A 23,208-nucleotide genomic window follows, 5' to 3' on the forward strand; every position below is an offset into this window, starting at 1 on the left:
ACTAAACATTCAACAATTCTCGGATGTCATCTTCATTTAAGCTCTGGAAGGTCGTTTCACCAGGTTGAATAACATTTTCAATTAGTTCTCTTTTCCGTTGTTGTAGCGAGTGTATCTTTTCTTCGATGGTCCCTTTTGTAATCAGACGATGGACTTGAACAACTTTCTTCTGTCCCATTCTGTGAGCGCGTCCAGCAGCTTGTTCTTCAACGGCTGGATTCCACCATAAGTCATATAAAATAACGGTGTCTGCTCCTGTTAAATTGAGGCCGGTTCCACCGGCTTTTAATGAGATTAAAAAGAGGTCTTTCTCACCTTGATTAAAGCGCTCAACCATCGCAACTCGGTCCTTTGAAGGTGTTTGGCCATCGAGGTAAAAAACTTCTTTCCCAGTAGCTGTTAGACGCTCACGAATAATCTTAAGCATCTCTGCGAATTGAGAGAAGATTAGGATTCGGTGGCCATTTTCCCTTGCTGTTTCTACCATATCTAGTAGTTGGTTTAACTTACCTGATTCTCCTTGGTAATCTTCTATAAATAAAGAAGGATGACAACAAAGTTGACGTAGTCGTGTTAAACCAGCCAAAATCTTCATTCTGCTTCTTTGAAAGCCTTCGGTTGAAATGGCGTTTGCAGCTTCACCTTGAATTTTTTCCAGATAGCCTAAGTAAAGCTGTTTTTGTTCTGTCGTTAACTCAGAATGCTGAACGGATTCGATTTTGTCAGGTAGCTCAGTTAGTACATCTTGTTTCACGCGTCGCAAAATAAACGGTCGACTCATTTTAGAGATTTGGCTCTCTGGTAGGTTGCGAAACTCCTTTTTACTTGGGAAAAATCCAGGTAAAATCACATCAAAAATCGACCACAATTCATCGAGTGAATTTTCGATTGGGGTTCCACTTAAAGCAAACCGTTTACGTGCACGAATGGCCCGGATCGCTTGAGCTTGTTTGGTTGCACTATTTTTGATGGCTTGTGCTTCGTCTAAGATTAGTGTTGAGAATGTTAGGGTACGATACTTTTCGACATCTTGTCTGATTAATGGATATGAGGTCACGACGACATCAGCATCATCTATGTTTTCAAATAATTCTTCACGTTCAGCTATAGTTCCACTAATAACTTTCACATTCATCGTCGGAGCGAATTTCTCAAATTCAGCTTGCCAGTTATAGATTAATGAAGCGGGTGATACGACTAATGCTGGTTCTTGATTTCGCTCGCGTTCAGAGAGTAAGAATGTAATAGTCTGTAAGGTTTTACCTAGACCCATATCATCTGCTAATATTCCTCCAAAACGATAATGGCTCAATGACTTCATCCATTGGTAGCCGACATTTTGATACTCTCGGAGCTCTGCATTTAATTCCTCAGGTAGTGGAGTTTCAAAAGCTTTCGGGTTTTTAATATCCTGTATAAGCTGTCTGAATGCTTCATTATACTTTGCTTTTAACCCGTGTGATACAGTCTCTTCAAGTTGTAGACCTCGATAAGCAGGTAAATGCACAGTACCTTCACTTATTTCCTCTGGGTCTAATCGCATTTCCTCTAATAAATTCGACATTTGAGTTAAGGATTCATCTTGAAGTGGGATAAAAGCACCGTTAGGTAGGCGATAATATCGTTTCTTTTCCATAACGGACTGAATGATCTGACTAACTTCGTTTTGATCTACATCCCCTAGATCAAAATTGACTTCCAAAAAGTCCTCACTTGAATCAAGGTCGACTTGAACAGTCGGATAGTCTAAATCATCTACTAGTAAATTTTTGACTGGTTGGGTTAAATAAATGTCCATATGCTCCTCAAGTTGTGGAACTAATTCATAGAGAAAAAGGAATATGTCCTCTTCATCATCCAAATAAAGATCATCTCCATTAAATTTAAATAAGGCATGTTCTATTGCTTTCATGATGTGTCTCTCTTTGTCGACATCGCGAACAAGAATTCCGTTAGTATTTGAGGTGGCAGGTTCGGGTTTCATTGGATCTATCACTATCTCGTTATAAGCATAGCGTATATTGGCGATGAGTCGTTCATCTTCTCGATCTAGGTGCATCGTTGCTTGAAGCGCTGGGTTTATTATGTCTTCAGCTACTTGTTCAGACATGGATATCTCCCCAACTTCCTTAAGATTTGGTACTACGTGTGAAAGGAAAGATTCCATTTGGTCTGATTTGATCGGAATGGTTGACTCCTCGGATCGACCTAGTAAGTTGTTTAAATTCTCAATTACATATTTTTGTGTGTCGGTAAGTTTATTAAAATGATTTTCATGTTGTACGATCCCGTAATTTTTAAAGTAATTAAAGTGCTGGAATCCCTCTATGGTCAGTTCATAGCCTTGGTTTAATTTACTTAAAGAGAACTCAAGTGGTGTTTCCTCTTCGTGCCAAATGATTTCACTAAAGGTCATTTGATTATTATCAAGCGTAATACCTTGTTCGTGTTGAGCTAGACGTGATAACAAATGATTAACCACTAATGGTGGAATCGTCATCCCCTTTGCATTCGGAGGGGTTTGCCAACGGTTGTCGTAGAAGACATCGTTTCGGTAGATGTCTAGTAATAAGTCGATAATCTGTTGATCGTCCTTGGTGAAGTCATGTTGTTCTGGGTCATATGAAAAGTTAGGCGTAAAGAAGTGTTCACTTTTTTGTTCAATACTTTCTAAAAACTTCTTCAAACTCTTAACAACATAAGTTCTCCCAACACCTACTTTCATTTCTAGAGAAAGCAGGTTCCCTTCAACTAATTGTTTATACGGCTTTAAAGTAAATTCCGTTTGTAAAGTTTCTTTTTCAAATCCTGTATTCATACTCTGACTATCAGAGACAGGTTGATTTGAAAATAAATCAATCAGCTCAGCTGAATAGTCTCGTCTAGGGTTGATTGATTGTTGATTCAAAAATTCATCGAGCTTGTCACTAAAGGTTTCTTTTCTATTAGGACGTGTTTGATCTTGTCGTTGACCTTGGTTGATAATAGATAGTAAAACAGCTACAGAGTGCTTGCACTGATCATATTTTGAGTGGGCAGGACAAGAGCATTTATAGGATAAAAATTTCCCCTCTATTTCAACGCGAACACTGTAAAATTCACTACCAATCACGTGGGCATACCAACAGTCTTCATCGTGATTGTAGGTTAAGTCTTTAACTTTACCTAGATTATAGTAACGCAGGCCCCGAAGGTAGACGGTATTTGAAAATAATTCCTTAATAGTTTGCTTAGTTAGCATAACAGTTCATTCCTTAATTTTTAATTCTAATAACATCATAACATCAAAAGTGTTGACTAATTAACTATGAAACATTCAGTTTGAATTAACAATAGATTAATTCATTTTGAGTTATTCATTAAACATTGAAGTATTTAATAGAATAATTAACAGGATATATTTAACCTTCACAATCAACCAAAAGTTTGTTATGTTATGATTAAGACAGTTAAATATCGTAAGAAGGCTAGGGGTGCCATTTTAATGGCTGAGAGGAAAAAGTTCCGACCCTTTGAACCTGAATTAGTTAGAACTAACGGAGGGAAGCTTAGGAAATGGTTTGTATGATAAGGGTTCAAAAACCGTTTAATAAGCTCATCCTCTAAGGGTGAGCTTTTTTATTTTGGCTCTGTTAAAGTCCGTTGTTGTTATGGTGATTCGCTTCCGGTGGACGCTTTCCGTGGGCACGGCTTCAGCTAACTTGGGAAGAAAAGCGTTTCCCAAGTGGATCTTCAGCTCGTGATGTTCCCACAGGAGTCGCCACCTTCGCTCCCACCATACAACAACTAAGCGAAAATCTTCTTATTATCAACACTAAGCTTTAACAGAGCCTTATTCTTAAAAAATGGGGGATGAAAAATGAATGATTCATTAGTGATTGCTGGTAAAGAATTAAAGAATCGCCTTTTTGTAGGTACGGGTAAATTTGCAGATCATACAGTGATGAAAGAAGCACTTAGACAATCGGACTCTGAAGTGGTAACGGTAGCTGTCAGAAGAGTTGATCTAGATGGCAATGATGAATATATTTTAAATGATATTCCTCAAAATATGACGTTAATGCCGAACACATCTGGCGCGAGGACTGCAGAAGAGGCGGTTCGAATTGCTCGTTTAGCTAAAGCTGCCGGGATGGGCAATTGGATCAAAATTGAGGTTATTTCTGATAATAAATACTTATTACCAGATAACGAAGAAACGATTAAAGCAACCGAAGCTTTAGTTGAAGAAGGGTTTGTGGTTCTGCCCTATATGACACCGGATTTGATGGCTGCTAAGCAATTAGAGGAGTCAGGAGCAGCAACGGTTATGCCTTTGGGCTCACCTATTGGGTCTAATCGTGGGATCCGGATGAAAGAAATGATTCAAATTATTATTGATGAAATTAATGTTCCAGTCGTGGTTGATGCAGGGATTGGCAGGCCATCAGAAGCGGCTGAAGCGATGGAGATGGGGGCAGACGCAGTTCTTGTCAATACAGCGATCGCCACTGCGGATGATCCAGTATTAATGGCGCAGGCGTTTGATCAGGCGGTAAAAGCGGGGCGAGCTGGTTACCTTGCAGGATTGGGGCCAACTTCGATGAAAGCGAAAGCGTCATCACCATTAACTGGATTCTTAAATTCATAGGAATATACAAGTTTTGTGACGGGATATGATTTAGTAGAGATTCTTATGTTAAGGGATGGATAACTTATGAGTTTTTATGATGTACTTGAGCGAGTCAATCAATTATCACTTGAAGACATGTTAAAAGATGTTACTAATCAAGATGTTGAGAGGGTGTTACAAAAGGAGCGTATAAATGAAGAAGATTATTTCGCTTTGTTGTCGCCTGCAGCAGAAAATTATTTAGAAGAAATGGCACAAAGAGCACATCAATTGACGGTACAACATTTCGGAAAGACGATTCAGTTGTTTCTGCCTCTTTATCTATCAGACTACTGTGTGAATACGTGTAAGTATTGTAGTTTTAGTGTGGATAACGTATTTCCACGAAGAATTCTCACGATGGAGGAAGTGGAAAAAGAAGCAAAGGCGATTGCGGACATGGGAATTGAACATATTATTCTTCTTTCAGGAGAATCGATGTTTCATTCGTCTGTTAAATATATTAAGCAATGCTTAGAAGTGTTAACAAGGTACTTTTCATCAATTGGACTGGAAATTCAACCACTAGATACCGACCAATATAAGGAGTTAGTTGATAGTGGAATTGATAGCTTAACCGTCTATCAAGAGGTGTATGATGAGGAGATTTACCGAGAACTTCATACCAAAGGACCGAAACGTTTCTTTAACTATCGTTTGGATACACCTGAGCGTGGTTGCGAAGCGGGTATGCGATCAGTCAATATTGCGGCACTACTTGGTTTAAATGATTGGCGAAGAGAAAGCTATATCACTGGTTTACATGCTCAATATTTACAGAATAAATTTTTGGATGTTGAAGTAGGAGTCTCTTTCCCTCGGATCAGGCCAAGTGCAGGTGGATTTCAACCCAAAGTTGACGTCACGGATAAGAATTTAGTCCAGGCGATGTTAGCGTTTCGAATTTTCCAACCACGTGCGGGAATTACGGTTTCTACAAGAGAGGCGCCTGAATTCCGGGATCAGATTCTATCTTTAGGAACTACTAAGATGTCAGCTGCCTCTTCAACAGTTGTCGGAGGCTATACAGAGCCTGACAATACACAAAGCCAATTTGAAATTTCCGATGAGCGTTCAGTTGATGAAATCAAGTCCTTGTTATTAGAGCAAGGGTATCAACCAGTTGTGAAGGATTGGCAAATTATGACTGAGTCGTAACATAAAGTGGGTGAGCGTAAACGTGGTTAAAGAAATACACTTAATCTCAAATGGAAAGCTCCCTTTAAAAGAATTTGCTGAGATTGTAGCTGAAGCACTACCTTATATTGATTTTGTCCATTTACGGGAAAAACATCGATCTGACGAAGAGTTAGAAGAGGGGATTTCTGCTTTAAAGTCGGCAGGGGTACCTTTAACTCAGATCATCATAAATGACCGGGTAGAATTAGCACATCATTGGCAAGTGAAAGGTGTGCAACTTGCCTACCATAGCATGGAGATTAAACAAGTTCGTGAAAAGTATCCTGAATTAAAAATTGGGAAGTCCGTACATACGATTGCTGAAGCTAGGCAAGCAGAAAAGGATGGTGCGGATTATGTACTATTTGGCCACATTTTTACAAGCCAATCCAAACCAGGGCAAAAACCACAAGGGTTAGATAATTTAAGGTCGCTTGTTGAAAGTGTTGAACTTCCGGTTATAGCTATTGGTGGGATCACACCAGTTAATGTAAACGACGTGGTGACTTGTGGTACGCATGGCGTAGCAGTTATGTCTGGGATTTTAGACGCTAAAGAACCGATGGAGATTGCTAAACAATACAGGGGAGGTGTAATAGAATGATTGTTCATATTAATGGCGATCAACGTGAGTTGTCTAGTCAGCTTCAGACTGTTTTTGATTTAGTTAATGACTATAACTTATCTGAAAAGAATGTGATTGTCGAGTTGAATGGAAGGATTATTGAAGCAAGTAAGCACAGGGACACACCGATTCAAGAAGGTGACCGAGTCGAGCTCGTTCAGTTTGTTGGTGGTGGTTGATAAGGAGGCGACGCTTGATGCAGGAACGATATTCAAGACAGGTGTTATTTGATTCAATTGGTGAAAAGGGTCAGGAAAAACTGGGTCAAAAGCATGTTTGTATTATTGGAGCAGGTGCTCTAGGGACAGGAAATGCAGAGATTCTTGCCCGTGCTGGCGTTGGACGTTTAACGATTGTTGACCGTGATTATGTAGAAGAAAGTAATTTACAACGTCAGCAACTTTACACAGAGAAAGATGCTAAAGCTAGAATGCCTAAAGCTATTGCAGCAAAGGATCGTCTAAATCAAGTCAATTCTTCAGTAACGATTCATGCTGAGATTCAAGACGTTACGGTTGAAGAAATGGAACGCCTAGCTCAAGGTGTGGATTTAATCATTGATGCAACAGATAATTTTGATATTCGCTTTATTATTAATGACGTAGCCCAGAAATTTAATATTCCATGGATTTATGGTGGATGTGTGAGTAGTTATGGGTTAAGTTTTACGGTGATTCCAGGTGAAACACCATGCTTAAATTGTTTGCTTCAGACCGTTCCTTTGGGAGGTGCGACCTGCGACACGATAGGGGTCATCGCTCCCGTAGTTCAAATGGTCGTCTCGTATCAAACTGCAGAGGCATTGAAAATCTTGGTAGAAGACTGGTCTTCACTGCGGAAAAAGTTAGTTTCGTTTGATCTGTGGGATAACGAGCATGTCTCTATTGGTGTAGAGCGCATGAAAAATAGTGATTGTCCATCTTGTGGTGATCACCCGACATATCCTTATTTATCTTATGAACAGCAGACAAAAACAGCGGTCCTATGTGGCCGAGATGCCGTTCAAATACGTCCACCAAAAAAGATGGCTAGAGATTTAGACGCTTTAGAGCGTATTTTAGAAAGTCAGAATGGTGAAGTCAACCGTAATCCATTCCTTGTTTCTTTTGCAAATGGAGATCATCGCATGGTCTTTTTTAAAGATGGTCGGGTGCTAATACATGGAGTAAACGACATATCAGAGGCAAAGAGTCTTTATCATAAGATAGTCGGTTAAAAAGGGGGAGGAACATGACGATAGGAAAAGCCTTAACGATTGCTGGATCAGATTCAGGTGGAGGAGCTGGGATTCAGGCCGATTTAAAAACGTTTCAGGAATTGAAAGCATACGGGATGTCAGTGATTACAGCTGTTACGGCACAGAATACTTTGGGAGTCCAAGGGGTTTACCCGATGACGGTGGACTCTGTTATTGAACAGCTGGATTCGATTGGGTCAGATTTAAAACCAAATGCTTTAAAAACAGGTATGTTATTTAGTGCCGAACTGATCAATGCGACAGCAGATAAAATAAAACAGTATAGCCTTGAGAACGTTGTTATAGACCCTGTTATGATTGCTAAAAGTGGTGCGAAGCTTTTACAAGATGAAGCTATTTTAGCGATGAAAAACAATTTAATTCCACAATCAACTGTCATTACACCAAATATTCCTGAAGCAGAAGCACTCACAGGGATACAGTTGGACACATTTAAAAAGCGTCAAGAAGCTGCCAAAATGCTTTATGATTTAGGAGCTGATTATGTCATTATTAAAGGTGGTCATGCTGAGTCAGACACAGTAATGGATTTAGTTTTTGATGGAGATCAGTTTACCTTACTGGAAAACAAACGAATCTATACCGAAAACACGCATGGAACTGGTTGTACGTTCTCAGCTGCTATTACGGCTGAATTGGCTAAAGGAACTCCAGTGATTGAGTCCATTTGGATTGCACGGGATTATATCCAAGCTGCTATTGAAGAAGACCTTCATATAGGTTCAGGGCATGGTCCAACGAATCATTGGGCTTACCAAGAGAGGAGAATGAAGGTTTAATGACTAGAGATTTAAAACAACAACTGTCTTTATATTTAGTGATGGGGAGTCAGAACTGTATTCATGATCCAGTTACAACATTAGAAGAGGCCATTAAAGGTGGAGTTACTTTCTTCCAATATCGGGAAAAAGGTGAAGGGGCACGAGTTGGAGATGAGCGAGTCCAACTTGGGTTGCGATTAAAGGAAGTTTGTCATAGGTGTGAGATCCCATTTATTGTTAATGATGATCTTCAATTAGCTCTTGAACTTGATGCAGATGGTTTACATATTGGCCAAGATGATGGAGATGTTAACGAAATTAAAAGGAAGCTTGGTGAACAGAAAATACTCGGTTTATCAACGCATAACGTAGAAGAAGCCGTTCAGGCCAATAAGTATGATGTTGATTATATCGGTGTTGGCCCTATGTTTGATACGAAGACGAAAGAAGATATAGAAGAGGTGCGAGGACCAGTCGTTGTAAAGGAGATTAGAGAAGAGCTGCCAGACATTCCTTTAGTTGGAATCGGTGGCATCAATCAAGGAAATGCTGAATATGTGACTAACGCTGGTGCTAATGGGGTAGCTGTCATTTCAGCAATAAGCAAGGCTAAAAGCCCTAAGTATGCAGCAAAAGAATTTAATAAGTAATTCCTTCAGAGGTTCTAAATTAGGACCTCTATTTTTTATGGATTGATGTCTTCTAAGCAAATGTTGTTATGGTGTTAAACCTACAAAATTGGTGTTATGCGAAACAATTTACATTTTGAAACAATAGTTGGAAATGCTAGAGATAGAGTGGAGAATTGTATGAATGAATAAACGTATTTTTCCTAAAGATAATATTTATAGGCAAAACTTTCATCAATCGAATGAAGTCGTGTCACTGACCTTTAGTAAATCCTTTGTTATACACAGAAAGGGGAACACCACGACATGCTAAAAAACTTAACAACGGTTTTTAAGATATCAGCAAGTGTTATGTTGATTTTAGTTCTATTAGGTATTATTTGGCCTGATGGTTTAGAGGAATTAACGACTAACGTGCAAGCATTTATTGCCGATACACTTGGCTGGTATTATCTAATTGTTGTAACGTTATTTGTCATTATTTGTTTAGTCTTTTTAATTACTCCAGTTGGGAAAATTAGATTAGGGAGTCCAGGTGAGAAACCAGAGTTTTCCCGTCCAACGTGGATCGCTATGTTGTTTAGTGCAGGGATGGGGATTGGTTTAGTGTTCTGGGGGACTGCTGAACCAATTAGTCACTATGCAGTCAGCTCCCCAACTGGTGAAACAGGCACCAATCAAGCGATCAGAGATGCTATGCGCTTTACGTTTTTTCATTGGGGTATCCATGCGTGGGCAATCTACGGTATTGTTGCTTTAGTCTTAGCTTATTTTAGCTTTCGACATGGGAGAAGTGGACTGGTGAGCGCAACTTTAAAACCAGTTATTGGTGACTCGGCTGATGGAACAGTTGGGAGAGTTATTGATATTTTAGCCGTAATCGCGACCGTGTTAGGTGTAGCTACGACGCTAGGATTTGGTGCGGTACAAATAAATGGTGGTTTGACCTATTTATTTGATATTCCTAGTGGATTTATTGTTCAGTTAATTATTGTAGCCATTGTAACGGTTCTGTTTATGATTTCAGCGTGGACAGGTTTGGGTAAAGGAATTAAGTATTTGAGTAATGCTAATATGGTTCTAGCTGTATTACTTTTCGCACTTGTGTTTACAGTTGGACCAACGTTATTTATCTTAAACATGTTTACTAACTCCATAGGTGCTTATGTTCAAAACCTCCCTGAGATGAGTTTTAGAATCGCACCGTTAAATGAAGAAACGAGAGAATGGATTAATGGCTGGACCATCTTCTATTGGGCATGGTGGATTGCCTGGTCACCATTTGTCGGTATTTTTATTGCCCGAGTATCAAGAGGTAGAAGTATAAGGGAATTTGTTCTAACCGTCTTAATTGTCCCATCGATAATCGGGTTCTTATGGTTCTCTACGTTTGGAGGAACAGCTATCTCACTTGAGCACGATGGAGTCGACATGATCTCTGAGCTTGCAACTGAAGAAGCACTATTCGGTGTTTTTGCCAATCTCCCCTTAGGGATGGTTGCGTCGATCGTTGCCATTATCTTGATTAGTACTTTCTTTATTACTTCTGCTGACTCTGGAACGTTTGTATTAGGCATGATGACCACAGGTGGTTCTGAAAACCCAGGACGCCGAATTAAACTAACATGGGGTGTGCTTTTATCAGCGACGGCACTCGCCTTATTATATACAGGTGGACTTCAAGCTTTAGAAAATGCGATGATTATTGCCGCATTCCCATTCTCCATAATTATGTTGTTAATGGCGATTAGTTTTGTTAAAGCTATATACAAAGAGGGGAAAGAACTAGGGATTGGCGAAATAAATCATGGGAAGAAGAAGAAATGAATTAACAGACTGGGAAACAGGTGTTTATACTAAAGAATAATTCGAACGACAGGTTAAAGTTCCCACTCTGGAAATATACTTCGTGGATCTTAGGGTGACTTGTGAGCATCAGACGCACAGGATGCGATAGTGTCGGTGATAGCACATGAAGTGGTGTTTCACCGACCATCATTCTGCGTATATTTTCTAAGGAAATTGAGTTCACGGTTCGTCTTTGGCATAATAGGTCCTAGCCTTTTTTAAAAAGGGAAATTTTTGAATGATTAATGAAGTGAGTGTATCATGTCGGAAGTTATTTCTAAATGATGATCTTCACTCTTTAATGGTATAGTAACTTAGAAAAGTAACAGTCATTAGAATGATTATCATACCGATAAATTGTACTTCATTAATAAATTGTCCTAATATAAATATACCGAAACTTGACGCTGTGACAGGCTCAATCATCGCTACAACTGAGGCACTGCCAGGCATTACTTTTTTAAGGCCTACAACATAAAAAAATAAAGCTAACCCAGCACCTACAAAGCCAAGTAGTAAGAAAAAAACAAAGTCTTTTAAATGGGTCACCACTTGTAAAAATTGAAGTTTTTCAGAAAATGAAAATAATAGGATCAATTCAGTGAAAGCTGATACCATTAACACCGTTATGTAATTACCAAATGCAGAACTATACTTATAGCCAAAAATAAAAATAGCGTAAGATAAGCCAGATAATAAGCCACTCATGATCCCCCATGTACTAATGTTTAAGAAGCTCATATTGTATACGCCAGTTAATAATACAATGCCGGTGATGACAACAATCGTGGCCCCTAACTTGATTTTGGTAATAATTTCTATTCTAAATAGGGCTGATATAATCAACACAAAAACAGGAGCGGTGTACATAAGGGTTGATGCAATGGGGATATTAGTCTCAGTAATACTAATAAAATAAAAGCCAATATTACCGGCCATACCACAACCAGCAACAACAGACCAGAAAATAAGTGAACGATTTAACGTCAGTTTAACTTTTTTATGACTTAGATACCAAAAAATAATGAATAGTAATCCAATAAATGCCCGGAAAGCTGCGATTACTAAAGGGCTCCATCCTTTGTCTAATAAAAGACCAGCAATCCCTCCACCAACTCCCCAAAAAAATGCTGCTAGTATGACAAGTGGTAAACCGGTGAAGAGATTGGCAGTATGTACCTTCAACAATTTCACTCCTAGTCGTTATGACAAAATAACTCATGTTAATTTGGCTTCTCTTGCTTATAAAGTAGATGCACGCCAGCCCTAATTTAGACCACAGACAAGTTAAATTTAACACTATGAAAGATGAAGATTGTTTGTCCCATATTCAACCTTACTTTATAATATGATTGGAAATCAGACTACTTTTGGAGGCAAGCAGAAAATGACGACGACACAACACATTGTATTTTTTGATATTGATGGAACGCTTTTAGATCAGGATAAAAAGTTACCTAAGAGCGCTAAGGATGCTATTTTTGAATTGAAAGAGGAAGGGCATGAAGTGGCGATTGCAACTGGACGGGCTCCGTTTATGTTCGAGGAATTACGTAAGGAACTTGAGATAGAAACTTTTGTTAGTTTTAATGGTCAATATGTCGTTTATAGAGGTGAAGTGATTTATAAAAATCCTCTAGATCAGGAGGCACTTCATTCGATGAATGATTTGGCTACTAAAAATGGTCACCCAATGGTATTTTTGGATCATGAGGATATGAAGTCGAATGTTCCAGAGCATGAACATGTAACAGAAAGTATTTCTTCTTTAAAGATTGATCAATTCCCAACATATGACCCTTCCTATAAAGACCGTGAGATTTACCAGGCGTTGGTTTTTTGTGTGGAGGGAGAGGAAAAGGCTTATGAGACGCAGTATGAAGTGTTTGATTTCATTCGCTGGCATGAAGTTTCAGTAGATGTGATTCCTGCAGGAGGCTCTAAAGCAGAAGGCATCGAAAAAATCATTGAGAGACTAGGTGTGCCAAAAGAGAATACCGTTGCTTTTGGTGACTCACTAAATGATTTAGAAATGTTATCGCAGCTTGAACATGGCGTCGCGATGGGCAATGGCCATAAGAGAGCTAAGGAAGCTGCTAGATATGAAACGAAGTCCGTTGAAGATGATGGTATCTTACATGGTCTGAAGATGGTCGGATTATTAGAGTAATCAGTTTTCGTGGTGCTTATTGAGGTTAAAACCGAACTTAGAATTAATAGAAAAAGTCGGAGAAAACCTCCGACTCAATTTTACTTCAAATGTTGATCTAAAAATTCTCGTACTGCTTGGTAGCCTGTGATCCGGTTCTGACGTTTCGTAAAGCCATGCCCTTCATCATCGAAAACGATATACTCGACAGGAACGCCATTTTTCTTAACCGATTCAACGATTTCATCGGACTCTTCTTGAAGGACGCGTGGATCATTGGCTCCTTGTAGAACGATGAGTGGTTTGTCAATATTCTCAGCATGGAATAACGGTGAAATACTGCGAATATATTCGTTGTCTTCGTATGGATCGCCAATCTTTTTATACAACACGTCACGAATCGCTTCCCACCAAGATGGGATACTTTTGAGTGTACGTTCCCAATTTGAAACGCCGAAGATATCAACACCGACTTCAAATTCACCAGGTTGAAAGGCCATCGCTGCAAGTACCATATAGCCACCATAACTACCACCAATAATGCCAATTCGACCCTCGTCAATCTTCCCAGTTGAGGTTAGGAACTTTTTCGCTTCGATACAATCAGCCAGGTCAACTTCACCATGCTTTAAATCAGCAGCTTTAAAGAAAGATTTACCATAACCTGAGCTTCCACGATTATTTACCGCTAAAATTGCATACCCGTGATTGATTAAGTATTGGAAAAATGGATGGTAATTAACCATTGACTGACCACCTGGCCCACCATGAACCCAAACGAGCGCTGGAGCTTTTTCACCTTCATTTAAATGGGGTTCGTAATAAATGGCAGGGATTGAGAGTCCATCAAAGGATGGATAACGAACAACTTCAGCTTCTACTAGGTCATTAGGATCAATTTCTGGGTTTAATGTATCTGTTAATCGATCCAACTCTTGTTTGTCAAAATCATAAACGTATAAATTATCTGGTGAGGTTGAGCGATTGAGTAAGAAGGCTATTTTCTGTTCACTTTGAGAAATTCTCACATTACTAATTTGTCCAGTGGGGATCCCACGAATATCAATAATTTCCCCTGTCCTAGCTTCCACGATTTTGATCTTAATTTTCCCGTCATGATTAATCGCATAGATTAAATATTTATAGTTTGGTGAGAACCTTGCCATGACGATATCCCATTCTTCGGTTGCGACAGTTTCTACTTCTTTAGTTGACAAATTCATTCTTTTAAGGTGAAGAAATTCACTTTCTTCGTCGGTAAGGAAATAGAGTTGTTCAGATTTCTCATCAAACGCCACAGGAATATATTGAACATCCCCTTCATGTGGTGAAAGGTGTTGGGTTCCTTCATCGTGTGAGTAGATAAACATATCAGAGTTGTTAGCTGTAATTGGTTTATGAAGAGCTACATATTTTTTGTTAGGTGAGATCGCTGATATTTGGTAACCGTCTTCATTTTTAAAAAGAATTTGAGGAGTAAATGTATTAATATTCATCTCGTATAGGTCCATATAACGCTCATCACGTTTATTAGATTCATAGAAGAAGCTGTTTTCATCCTCACTCCACCCATAGAACATTGCTTTTTCTTGTTCACCAGGTGTTAAATCTTGAACATCACCATTCTCCTCTTTTAAATAGAGGTGAGTTATTTCGTTACCCCCTTCATCGCTTTCATAGATGAAGCGTTGATCCTGTGGGAGAAAACTGACTGGAAAGACAGCATCTGTTGTTGAGTGTGTGAGTTGTTTAGTATGTTTGTCATTTAAATTGATGGAAAAAGCATTATATACCCCAGTACAATCACTAGCGTATAGAATGGTCGAGTCATCATGAGAAAAAGCGACACCAGTGAGGCTTTCGGTGTTCATGAACTGTTCAATTGAATATGTTTGTGGAGTTTTCACTTCTTTAGTCATTCAAAATCATCTCCTTTTAAACTGCTTATTAACTTATCATTCTACTTTAAGTCATTAAATACCTTTTTTGATCATGATTTAAGAGGGGATTTGCCGAAAGTAGTCGAATTTTATGTTAAGGGAGTGATTTGATTGGTTAAGTATTCAGGCTGGATTTCATTTTTGTTATTAATTTTTTGTCTTATGTTTTCTGTACCATACTTCTTTCCATACGCTTATGGAGGTTGGGTATTAGCTCCACCGTTGATCACGTGGGTTATGGCGATTCTGGCGTTTGTCTTGGCGATTGTCGGATTGCCGAATACACGGAAATGGTATTTAGTTGTTAGAGGAATAGTGACGTTACTTTTTTCATTAGGGTTAATCATTCTACTGTTACTCCCTCTTGCACGTGAATCTTTTGTTGGAAAGGAGTTAATTCATACGACTGAGTCACCCAACGGAGAATATATGGTTGATTTTTACCGGATGAATGGCGGAGCGGCTACATCATTTTGGATCGTAGGAGAGTTAGATGGTCCACTTTGGTTAAAGAAAACTGTTTTTTATGATTATCGAATGGATGAAGTAGAAGTCGCATGGGTTGATGATACGACGCTGATGGCCAATCTGCATCAATTTAATTTAGCTGAAGGAGAGGTTTATATTGAGTAGAAAGTTAACGATCATAACTGTTATGGTATCCCTATTAATATTGATTGGGTGTGGAAGTAGTAGTAATAGTAGTGAAAATACCCATAATGATAAAGAGGTATATATTGAAAATGAAGGTGGGGAACGAGTTGCGTCTATGTCTGATTTTGCCGAAGCTTCCATAACAACTAAAGGTGGTGGCCAAATAGCAGTCGTGATTGAGTTTGAAGATGCTAATTACGTTAAGGAGATAACCGAAGTCAGTGTCGGTGAAACCATGCCAATCTATTTGGATAATGAATTAATCAGTAGCCCGAAAGTTACCATGCCGATTGAGAGTTCCAGTATCATGGTTCAGGGGGATTTATCTGAGGAAAAGGCACAGGAGATTGTCGATGTTATTAATCAAAAGTGATGTTAGAAGAGTTTGCTCATGAGTCAGAAACCAAAGGCAAACTCTTTTTTTATGGAAATAAGAAAATTCACACATTAGTGTTTCATTTCTTTTTACTAGCGTTTATAATATTAAATATAATTCGATTCACGAAATATTTTACTAATGGTTAAATGGGAAAGGGGAATGTAAATGACGACTCAAACGAAGGGTACACTAAAACGCTCTGAGGTACCAGTTGAACAAACGTGGGACTTAAGTGATTTATTTGAAACAGAAGTGGAGTGGGAAAAGGAATTAGGAGCGATTCAACAAGATATAGAATTGGTCACTAAATACAAGGGGACTCTTAGTGGAAGTTCTGAAAACCTATTAAACTGTTTACAGGCTAAAGATGCTCTAGATCAGAGAGTGACTCGAGTTAGGACTTATGCTCACCTTCGTCAATCTTCTGATGGGACGAACCCGGATAATCAGGCGATGTCTGCTCGAGCGGCATCAGTCGTTTCTGAAGTCAGTGCGAGTACATCGTTTATTGAATCAGAAATTATACAATTAGAGGAAACAACGATTAAAAACTATATTCAACAAGAACCAGATTTAAAAGATTTTCAAAAAAAGTTAATGGATTTACAAGAACAAAAACCATACCGACTTTCACCTGATGTCGAAGAGGCTCTAGCGGCATTTGGAGAGGTTCATAGCTCTCCTTACATGATTTACGAGCGAAGTAAAACTTCAGATATGAGGTTTTCTGCTTTTAAAACGGACGATGGAGTCGAGTATCCATTGACGTTTAATTCATTTCCAACTTATGAAGGCTCTGCTGATACAGAGCTTAGACGGAAGGCATATAGTGCGTTCACCGAAACTTTGAGTCAATATAAAAACACCTATGCAGCGACTTTTCAAACCGAGGTCAAAAAACAAGTAGTTGAAGCCCGTTTGCGTGGGTTTGATTCAGTGACAGATATGCTATTACATGAACAACAAGTCACAAAGGAAATGTATCACAATCAGTTAGATACGATTCAAAAGGAACTTGCCCCACACATGCGTCGCTACGCTAAGTTAAAGAAGAGAGTTTTAGGTCTTGATAAAATGTATTATTGTGATCTTAAAGCGCCACTTGATCCAGATTACGACCCACAGGTGACTTATGAGGAAGCAGCAGATTTAGTGAGAGAGTCATTACAAATTATGGGGCCTGAGTATATGGAGATCATGGAAAAAGGCCTTAATGAGCGATGGGTTGATTTAGCTGATAATGTTGGTAAGCGTTCAGGGGCTTTTTGTTCCAGTCCATACGGTGTACACCCTTATATTTTAATGACTTGGACAGGTTCAATGCGAAATACCTTCACCTTAGCCCATGAACTGGGTCATGCTGGACACTTTTATCTAGCAGGGAAAAATCAAAATCTATCTAATACACGTCCATCAAGATACTTTATTGAAGCACCATCTACGATGAACGAGATGTTATTAAGTAAGACCATCTTGGAAAAGTCGAACGATGATCGGATGCATCGTTGGGTCATTCTTCAATCACTTGGGACGTATTACCACAACTTTGTGACCCATATTTTAGAAGGAGAGTTGCAACGTCGTATTTATGAGTTAGCCGATCAAGGACAACCCATTACAGCAGATGTTCTATGCGAACAAAAGAGAGAAGCGCTTCGTAACTTCTGGGGAGATGCGGTTGAAATTGATGAAGGCGCAGGGTTAACTTGGATGCGTCAACCACATTATTATATGGGGCTTTATCCATATACTTATTCAGCTGGTTTAACCGCATCAACAGCAGCATCTCAAAAGATCTTTGAAGAAGGTCAGCCAGCTGTCGAACGTTGGTTAACGGCATTAAAAGCAGGTGGAACCTTGAAACCACTTGAATTAATGCAGCAAGCAGGAGTTGATTTATCCACACCAGAGCCCATTAAGCAAGCAGTAGCTTATGTTGGTAGTTTAGTAGACGAACTCGAGAAGAGTTATTGATAGTGCCGATAACTCCAGCTCAAGTGTCGATATACTCATGCTGACTCTCGATAAAGGTTATATGAGTGTCGTTAAAAGTAGTTTAGTATCGATAAGTAGGGGCTGAGTGTCGTTAACTGTAACCTGAGTCCCGATAACAAGCGTCCGAGTGACGACAATTGTTAGTCGACTGTCGATCCTATGAGTCTATATAAAAAATCTAGCTATGGAAAAGTGCCGGGCTGAAAACAGCTCGGCACTTGCTTTATTAATAAACTTTATCACCATTAAAGATAGAGTTTTTAACAACCACATAATCGACATGACGGATTGAGTCTAGCTTTGTTCCCCCAGCGTATGAAATGGCTGATTGAAGGTCCTGTTCCATCTCTGTTAAAGTATCATTTATCGCTCCTTTATGTTCCACGTACATTTTCTTTCCTTCGACGTTCTTCTTCTCACCTTTTTGAAATTCCGAAGCGGAGCCGAAATACTCTTTATAAAGTTTGCCATCTTTTTCAACAGTTTGACCTGGAGACTCTTCGTGCCCAGCAAATAAAGAGCCAATCATGACCATAGACGCACCGAAGCGGATTGATTTAGCGATGTCCCCATGTGTACGAATCCCACCGTCAGCAATGATCGGCTTACTCGCAACCTTCGCACACCAGCGAAGAGCTGCTAGTTGCCAACCACCTGTGCCAAATCCAGTTTTAATCTTCGTAATACAAACTTTACCTGGTCCAATGCCTACCTTAGTTGCATCAGCTCCGGCATTCTCTAGTTCTCTAACAGCTTCAGGTGTACCAACATTCCCAGCAATGACGAAACTATGAGGCAGATGGTTTTTAATATGCTTAATCATATTGATTACTGCTTCAGAATGACCATGGGCAATATCAATCGTGATGTAATCAGGTGTTAAATTACCTTCTTTTAATTGTTCAATAAATGGGTATTCCTCTTCCTTAACGCCAACACTTATTGATGAAATGAGTCCTCGTGACTTCATGTCTTTAACAAAATCCAAACGTTTCTCAGGTTCGAATCGATGCATAATATAAAAATAACCATCTTCAGCAAGTTTAGTAGCAATATGTTCATCAATAATGGTCTGCATATTAGCTGGGACAACAGGCAGTTTAAATGTATTTCCACCAAATTTAATGGTTGTATCACATTCAGAACGGCTATTTACGACACATTTTGCAGGGATTAGTTGAATATCTTCGTAATCAAATACATTTTCCATAGTAATCTCTCCTAAAAAACGAATATTTTTCATGTTATAAAATAAATTGTTCGTACATTGGTAATTTAACTTATATTTTTGAAAATGTCAAAGCGATTTTTATAGTTTAGGTTAAATTATATGCGATTGGAAACAATGGTTAAGGAAATTTGGTAATTAGGAGAGTGTATATGATAAGAAGAAATATTTGGGCAGGTGTATTGTTCGGAATTGGTGGTATTGCTTTTATAGATGAATTCGTCTTTCATCAGTTATTACAATGGCACCATTTTTATGATAAGTCGACAACTGAGGTAGGCATTTTATCAGATGGATTATTTCATGCCTTTAGTTGGTTTGCGACAATTGGTGGATTGTTTCTATTAGCTGATCTAAACCGTCGTCAAAGTTATCAGGCCAGACGTTGGTGGGGTGGTGTATTAATTGGAGTTGGGGCATTTCAATTATACGATGGCGTTATTCAACATAAATTAATGCGCATACATCAAATAAGGTATGTGGACCATGTGATTATTTATGACCTTGTTTGGAATATGGTTGCTGTGGTTATTTTAGTCATTGGTGTGCTTATGGTAAGACGTTCTAAAAGTAACAAGAAAACGAAGGAAAGCTAATGGCGATGCATCATCATGTGATTGAAAATGGATCAGTTTCGGAAGTGACAGGATTAATTTCACAAATCATTCTCGCAATCCCATTTATATGTGCGTTAATTATTTACATAACTGCTTTAATCGTATCTGAAAAACGTGGAAGAGAATGGCGAGTGTATCGTACTATTTTTATGGTATCGGGGTCATTAATTTCTCTAAGTGCTGTTGTTGGTCCATTGGCAATAAAAGCTCATTCAGATTTTATTTACCATATGTTGAATCATCTATTGTTAGGCATGCTCGGTCCACTGCTGATGGTTCTAGCTGCACCGATGACGTTGATTTTACGCGCTTTATCTGTCAAAAAGGCTAAACGTGTAACCAAAATATTGAACTCGACATATGCTCAGTTTATAACCAACCCAATAGTTGCTTCACTATTAAATGTAGGTGGCCTAGGGGTTCTTTATATGACTAACTTATATAACATGATGCACCATTCGCTCTTATTACACGTCTTCATTCACATCCATGTCTTTTTAGCAGGATACCTATTTACCATTTCCATGATTTATATTGATCCAACACCACACAGAAGATCGTATTTATATCGGACGATTGTGTTTATATTCGCATTAGCAGGTCATGGGATGTTAGCTAAACAAATTTATGCGAATTCGCCTGCTGGGGTCCCAGTAGATCAAGCTCAGACGGGTGGGATGTTGATGTATTATGGTGGTGATGTGGTTGATGCAGTGATTATTACCATTTTGTTTTACCAATGGTATCAATCCACAGCACCTAAGCAGGCCATAAAAACAAGAGCCTTAAGTTAGTCATAGGGAAGTGCCAGGTGTATACTTGGCATTTTTTCATTTTGGGGTCGTTTAGATTGAATTAATTTTTAAAAGACAACTGACATTATTTTTAGTATGATAGATGTGTTCCTAAGGAAATCTTCATTTAAGAAAATAAATGAACTTCATCTGAGGTGTTTAGCAAATGATTCGCTGGATTACAAGTAAACTTCCTAACTCATTGATTATCTTTTTGTGGCGTAAGCTCCCTGTTTCTCGAAAGTTTAAGAGAAATATGGCTCATCGTGCTGCACGAAAGTTTTTAGTGACTGTGTTAGGAATTATTGAAAATGAACATGGAGAAATCCTACTTTTAAAACATACATATCGTGAAGAGCCTTGGGGGATTCCTAGTGGATTAATGGAGTACGAGGATCCTGTTAGTGGAATTACACGAGAGATATATGAGGAGACCAAATTAAATGTTGAAATTACCTCAATTTTAAAAGCCAATTATAATAGTCATCCTGATCGAATTGATTTGTATTATCGAGGTAAGTTAGTGTCTGGTACATTTCAAAAGAGTCCAGAAATCTCAGATTATGGCTTCTTTCCGATTGATCAATTACCTGAAGGGGTTCCAATTCCACAGCGAGAGATTTTAAATGAATATGCCAAAGGAAATATCGGTTTGTAAAAGAGTGAGTACTCGTGTAGGTCTAGTGTTAACTTAGGTTAGGCTGAAGCAACAATAAGGTAATGGAGTAGAGGGGTTTTATCATGACAGAAGGAAAGCATTGTGTTTTTTGCGACCCAGACTTGGAACCCGATCAAAAGATTATTCTTAGTAATGAACACTGCATGTTTTTACAGTTAGATCAAGCTCAAATTAAAGGAAGTCAACTAGAAGGTTCTGGACTCATTGTTCCAAGGATGCATAGAGAGACAGTGTTTGATTTGAGTCGCAAGGAATGGGAGGCAACCCACGATTTATTGCAACAGGTAAAAGGCCATCTTGACCAGACTTTTCAACCTCAAGGTTACAATGTCGGGTGGAATTGTGGAGAAATTGGAGGCCAACATATTTTCCATGCGCATTTACATGTCATACCGAGATTTGAAGACGAACCATTGGCTGGCAAAGGTATACGGTATATGTTTAAGGGGGAAGAGAATAAGCGAGGGATAAGGTGTGGAAGTCCTCACCTTATCCCTTCTCCCAAATGCGTTTAACAATTATTTCACCATGCTGATTCGTTAGTAAGTAGACATCTGGGTTCGATAAGCCACGCCATCCTGTAAAACCAAACCCATTCATATAATGACTTAATAGAATAGATATTAATCCCCCGTGCGAAACGATGATCGTATTTTCATCGTCTCCGTTTAGTATTTCATGAATTACCTCGCGACCACGAGTGAGTGCTTCACGATTGGATTCTCCTCCTTCTAATTTCAGATCAATATTATCAAACGTTGCTTCTAGTTGTTCCATCCAGTTAGGTAGATCGCTTGTACTTAACACTCTTTCAGCTAAGCGAGGATCCACATTAATTGGAAGATTTAGTTTATTACTTAACGGTTTAATGGATCCGATCGCTCTTATATACGGACTAGAGATGATTCGATCGATAGGTTGGTCTGAAAAAAAGTCTACCAACTCCTCTGCTTGCTTCTCTCCATGGGTAGTTAATTTAGCCTCAGGCGCTTGTCCATCAGCTTTACAATGTCTAATTATAAAAATGTTTTTAGTCATGGTCATCACCTCGTTACCTAGTAGAATTTCATTATGAAAGTAGTTTGTCAATATCTTTCCATTGATAGATTAACAAGTCTAGTTCTTTATCCTGGATAGTGATGGTTGTCTTTTCATAAAATTTAGCATTAAATCCCTCATAGAAAAAACGGGATTCATTACTTTCTAATACTTCAACAAAAATGGTCTTGTAGCCTAATTCAGTAAACTTAGTAAACATTTGCTTCATTAGCCCTTTTCCAATTCCTTGTCCTTGGTACTCTTTAAGGATATAAATAGAGGTCAAGTCGCCGGAGTGATCAAGATGATTGGTCACTCTTTTACCACCACTGGCAAAACCAACAATCTCGTTGTCATTGGTTTCTGCGACACAAATATACTGGTCTTCTTTTGAAATATTACTTTCCCATAACCTAGTCCGTTTTTCATATGTTAAGCGGTCGAGATATTCGTCAGGGACGATCCCTTTGTATGTCGTTATCCACGCATCAACATGTACTTTTCCAATGCCTGTCGCATCAGAAATAGTTGCTTCTCTTATCTTCATGTAATCCCACCTAATCCCCTTTTGTTATGAACTCATTTCGACAAATAGGCAGTTTATTCCTTTAATACTGGATAATTCATTTGAGTTTGGAATTAATTTGTCTATCGTGGTGAGAATCTATAGACTGTCGCGGTGCTTGATCCGACGTTCAGAGCTGTCGTCCGACTGTCGCGGTGCTTGATCCGACGTTCAGAGCTGTCGTCCGACTGTCGCGGTGCTTGGTCCGATGTTCAGAGG

The 23,208-nt window shown here is 38.9% G+C and carries 22 protein-coding genes and 1 riboswitch; of the genes, 16 read left to right on the top strand and 6 right to left on the bottom strand.

The features are described from left to right. Nucleotide 1: 1 nt before the first annotated feature. Nucleotides 2–3,241 carry a DEAD/DEAH box helicase gene (locus HWQ49_RS08710; RefSeq protein WP_188207225.1) on the bottom strand — a complete coding sequence of 1,080 codons (3,240 nt, stop codon included), beginning with the start codon at nt 3,239–3,241 and terminating at the stop codon, nt 2–4. 218 nt (nt 3,242–3,459) lie between these two features. Continuing rightward, nucleotides 3,460–3,562: riboswitch (TPP riboswitch) on the top strand. Nucleotides 3,563–3,859: 297 nt separating this feature from the next. Between HWQ49_RS08710 and HWQ49_RS08715 the strand changes: the two genes are divergently transcribed. From HWQ49_RS08715 to HWQ49_RS08750, 8 genes are all read left to right on the top strand, one after another. Beyond that, nucleotides 3,860–4,630, top strand: coding sequence for a thiazole synthase (locus tag HWQ49_RS08715; RefSeq protein ID WP_188207226.1), 771 nt, complete (start codon nt 3,860–3,862; stop codon nt 4,628–4,630). A gap of 66 nt (nt 4,631–4,696) precedes the next feature. Then, nucleotides 4,697–5,809: a 2-iminoacetate synthase ThiH gene (thiH, locus tag HWQ49_RS08720; RefSeq protein ID WP_188207227.1), complete on the top strand. Its 1,113-nt coding sequence runs from the start codon at nt 4,697–4,699 to the stop codon at nt 5,807–5,809. 22 nt (nt 5,810–5,831) lie between these two features. Continuing rightward, entirely contained in the window at nt 5,832–6,434 is a 603-nt protein-coding gene (locus tag HWQ49_RS08725) for a thiamine phosphate synthase (RefSeq protein ID WP_188207228.1), read from the top strand. Continuing rightward, nucleotides 6,431–6,634 carry a sulfur carrier protein ThiS gene (gene thiS, locus HWQ49_RS08730; protein ID WP_188207229.1) on the top strand — a complete coding sequence of 68 codons (204 nt, stop codon included), beginning with the start codon at nt 6,431–6,433 and terminating at the stop codon, nt 6,632–6,634. The genes HWQ49_RS08725 and thiS overlap by 4 nt, the downstream gene beginning before the upstream one ends. A 17-nt stretch (nt 6,635–6,651) precedes the next feature. Next, a complete protein-coding gene (locus tag HWQ49_RS08735) occupies nt 6,652–7,671 on the top strand; it encodes a thiazole biosynthesis adenylyltransferase ThiF (protein WP_188207230.1) in 1,020 nt (339 codons plus the stop codon). A 14-nt stretch (nt 7,672–7,685) separates the two neighbouring features. After that, the gene (gene thiD, locus HWQ49_RS08740; protein WP_188207231.1) at nt 7,686–8,492 is read left to right on the top strand and encodes a bifunctional hydroxymethylpyrimidine kinase/phosphomethylpyrimidine kinase; all 807 of its coding nucleotides are present in this window, start codon (nt 7,686–7,688) and stop codon (nt 8,490–8,492) included. After that, entirely contained in the window at nt 8,492–9,124 is a 633-nt protein-coding gene (gene thiE / locus HWQ49_RS08745) for a thiamine phosphate synthase (RefSeq protein ID WP_188207232.1), read from the top strand. Before thiD ends, thiE begins: the two co-directional genes overlap by 1 nt. Nucleotides 9,125–9,409: 285 nt before the next feature. Beyond that, nucleotides 9,410–10,930, top strand: coding sequence for a glycine betaine uptake BCCT transporter (locus HWQ49_RS08750; protein WP_188207233.1), 1,521 nt, complete (start codon nt 9,410–9,412; stop codon nt 10,928–10,930). A 312-nt stretch (nt 10,931–11,242) separates the two neighbouring features. On the opposite strand, the gene HWQ49_RS08755 is transcribed toward HWQ49_RS08750, so the two are convergent. Then, nucleotides 11,243–12,136, bottom strand: coding sequence for a DMT family transporter (locus HWQ49_RS08755; protein ID WP_188207234.1), 894 nt, complete (start codon nt 12,134–12,136; stop codon nt 11,243–11,245). Between the two features lie 202 nt (nt 12,137–12,338). Between HWQ49_RS08755 and HWQ49_RS08760 the strand changes: the two genes are divergently transcribed. Then, the gene (locus tag HWQ49_RS08760) at nt 12,339–13,121 is read left to right on the top strand and encodes a Cof-type HAD-IIB family hydrolase (protein WP_188207235.1); all 783 of its coding nucleotides are present in this window, start codon (nt 12,339–12,341) and stop codon (nt 13,119–13,121) included. A gap of 80 nt (nt 13,122–13,201) precedes the next feature. Here HWQ49_RS08760 and HWQ49_RS08765 read toward each other — a convergent pair whose 3' ends face one another. Next, a complete protein-coding gene (locus HWQ49_RS08765) occupies nt 13,202–15,019 on the bottom strand; it encodes a S9 family peptidase (RefSeq protein ID WP_188207236.1) in 1,818 nt (605 codons plus the stop codon). Nucleotides 15,020–15,151: 132 nt separating this feature from the next. On the opposite strand from HWQ49_RS08765, the gene HWQ49_RS08770 reads away from it, so the two are divergent. The 3 genes from HWQ49_RS08770 (at nt 15,152) to pepF (ending at nt 18,047) form a co-directional block, all read left to right on the top strand. Further along, on the top strand, nt 15,152–15,673 hold the full coding sequence (locus HWQ49_RS08770) for a DUF5412 family protein (RefSeq protein WP_188207237.1): 522 nt from the start codon (nt 15,152–15,154) through the stop codon (nt 15,671–15,673). Next, entirely contained in the window at nt 15,666–16,067 is a 402-nt protein-coding gene (locus HWQ49_RS08775; RefSeq protein ID WP_188207238.1) for a SecDF P1 head subdomain-containing protein, read from the top strand. Before HWQ49_RS08770 ends, HWQ49_RS08775 begins: the two co-directional genes overlap by 8 nt. A gap of 171 nt (nt 16,068–16,238) precedes the next feature. After that, nucleotides 16,239–18,047 (top strand): oligoendopeptidase F, encoded by a 1,809-nt coding sequence (gene pepF / locus HWQ49_RS08780; protein WP_188207239.1) that lies wholly within the window; start codon nt 16,239–16,241, stop codon nt 18,045–18,047. 247 nt (nt 18,048–18,294) lie between these two features. Here pepF and guaC read toward each other — a convergent pair whose 3' ends face one another. Further along, the gene (gene guaC / locus HWQ49_RS08785) at nt 18,295–19,278 is read right to left on the bottom strand and encodes a GMP reductase (protein WP_188207240.1); all 984 of its coding nucleotides are present in this window, start codon (nt 19,276–19,278) and stop codon (nt 18,295–18,297) included. Nucleotides 19,279–19,448: 170 nt separating this feature from the next. Here guaC and HWQ49_RS08790 point away from each other — a divergent pair, with 170 nt between their 5' ends. From HWQ49_RS08790 to HWQ49_RS08805, 4 genes are all read left to right on the top strand, one after another. Further along, the gene (locus HWQ49_RS08790) at nt 19,449–19,892 is read left to right on the top strand and encodes a DUF2243 domain-containing protein (RefSeq protein WP_188207241.1); all 444 of its coding nucleotides are present in this window, start codon (nt 19,449–19,451) and stop codon (nt 19,890–19,892) included. Beyond that, nucleotides 19,892–20,707, top strand: a complete 816-nt coding sequence (locus HWQ49_RS08795; RefSeq protein WP_188207242.1) for a cytochrome c oxidase assembly protein — start codon at nt 19,892–19,894, stop codon at nt 20,705–20,707. The genes HWQ49_RS08790 and HWQ49_RS08795 overlap by 1 nt, the downstream gene beginning before the upstream one ends. Nucleotides 20,708–20,873: 166 nt before the next feature. Further along, complete coding sequence (locus tag HWQ49_RS08800; RefSeq protein WP_188207243.1) at nt 20,874–21,365, top strand: NUDIX hydrolase; 492 nt, start codon at nt 20,874–20,876, stop codon at nt 21,363–21,365. Nucleotides 21,366–21,448: 83 nt separating this feature from the next. Continuing rightward, entirely contained in the window at nt 21,449–21,901 is a 453-nt protein-coding gene (locus tag HWQ49_RS08805; protein ID WP_188207244.1) for an HIT family protein, read from the top strand. On the opposite strand, the gene HWQ49_RS08810 is transcribed toward HWQ49_RS08805, so the two are convergent. Both HWQ49_RS08810 and HWQ49_RS08815 read right to left on the bottom strand, forming a co-directional pair. Beyond that, complete coding sequence (locus tag HWQ49_RS08810; RefSeq protein WP_188207245.1) at nt 21,876–22,424, bottom strand: histidine phosphatase family protein; 549 nt, start codon at nt 22,422–22,424, stop codon at nt 21,876–21,878. The genes HWQ49_RS08805 and HWQ49_RS08810 overlap by 26 nt on opposite strands. 31 nt (nt 22,425–22,455) lie before the next feature. Next, nucleotides 22,456–22,971: a GNAT family N-acetyltransferase gene (locus HWQ49_RS08815; protein WP_188207246.1), complete on the bottom strand. Its 516-nt coding sequence runs from the start codon at nt 22,969–22,971 to the stop codon at nt 22,456–22,458. Nucleotides 22,972–23,208: the final 237 nt, after the last annotated feature.

Origin of the sequence: Alkalibacillus aidingensis, from assembly GCF_014595945.1 — a bacterium.
GTDB lineage: Bacteria > Bacillota > Bacilli > Bacillales > Alkalibacillaceae > Alkalibacillus > Alkalibacillus aidingensis.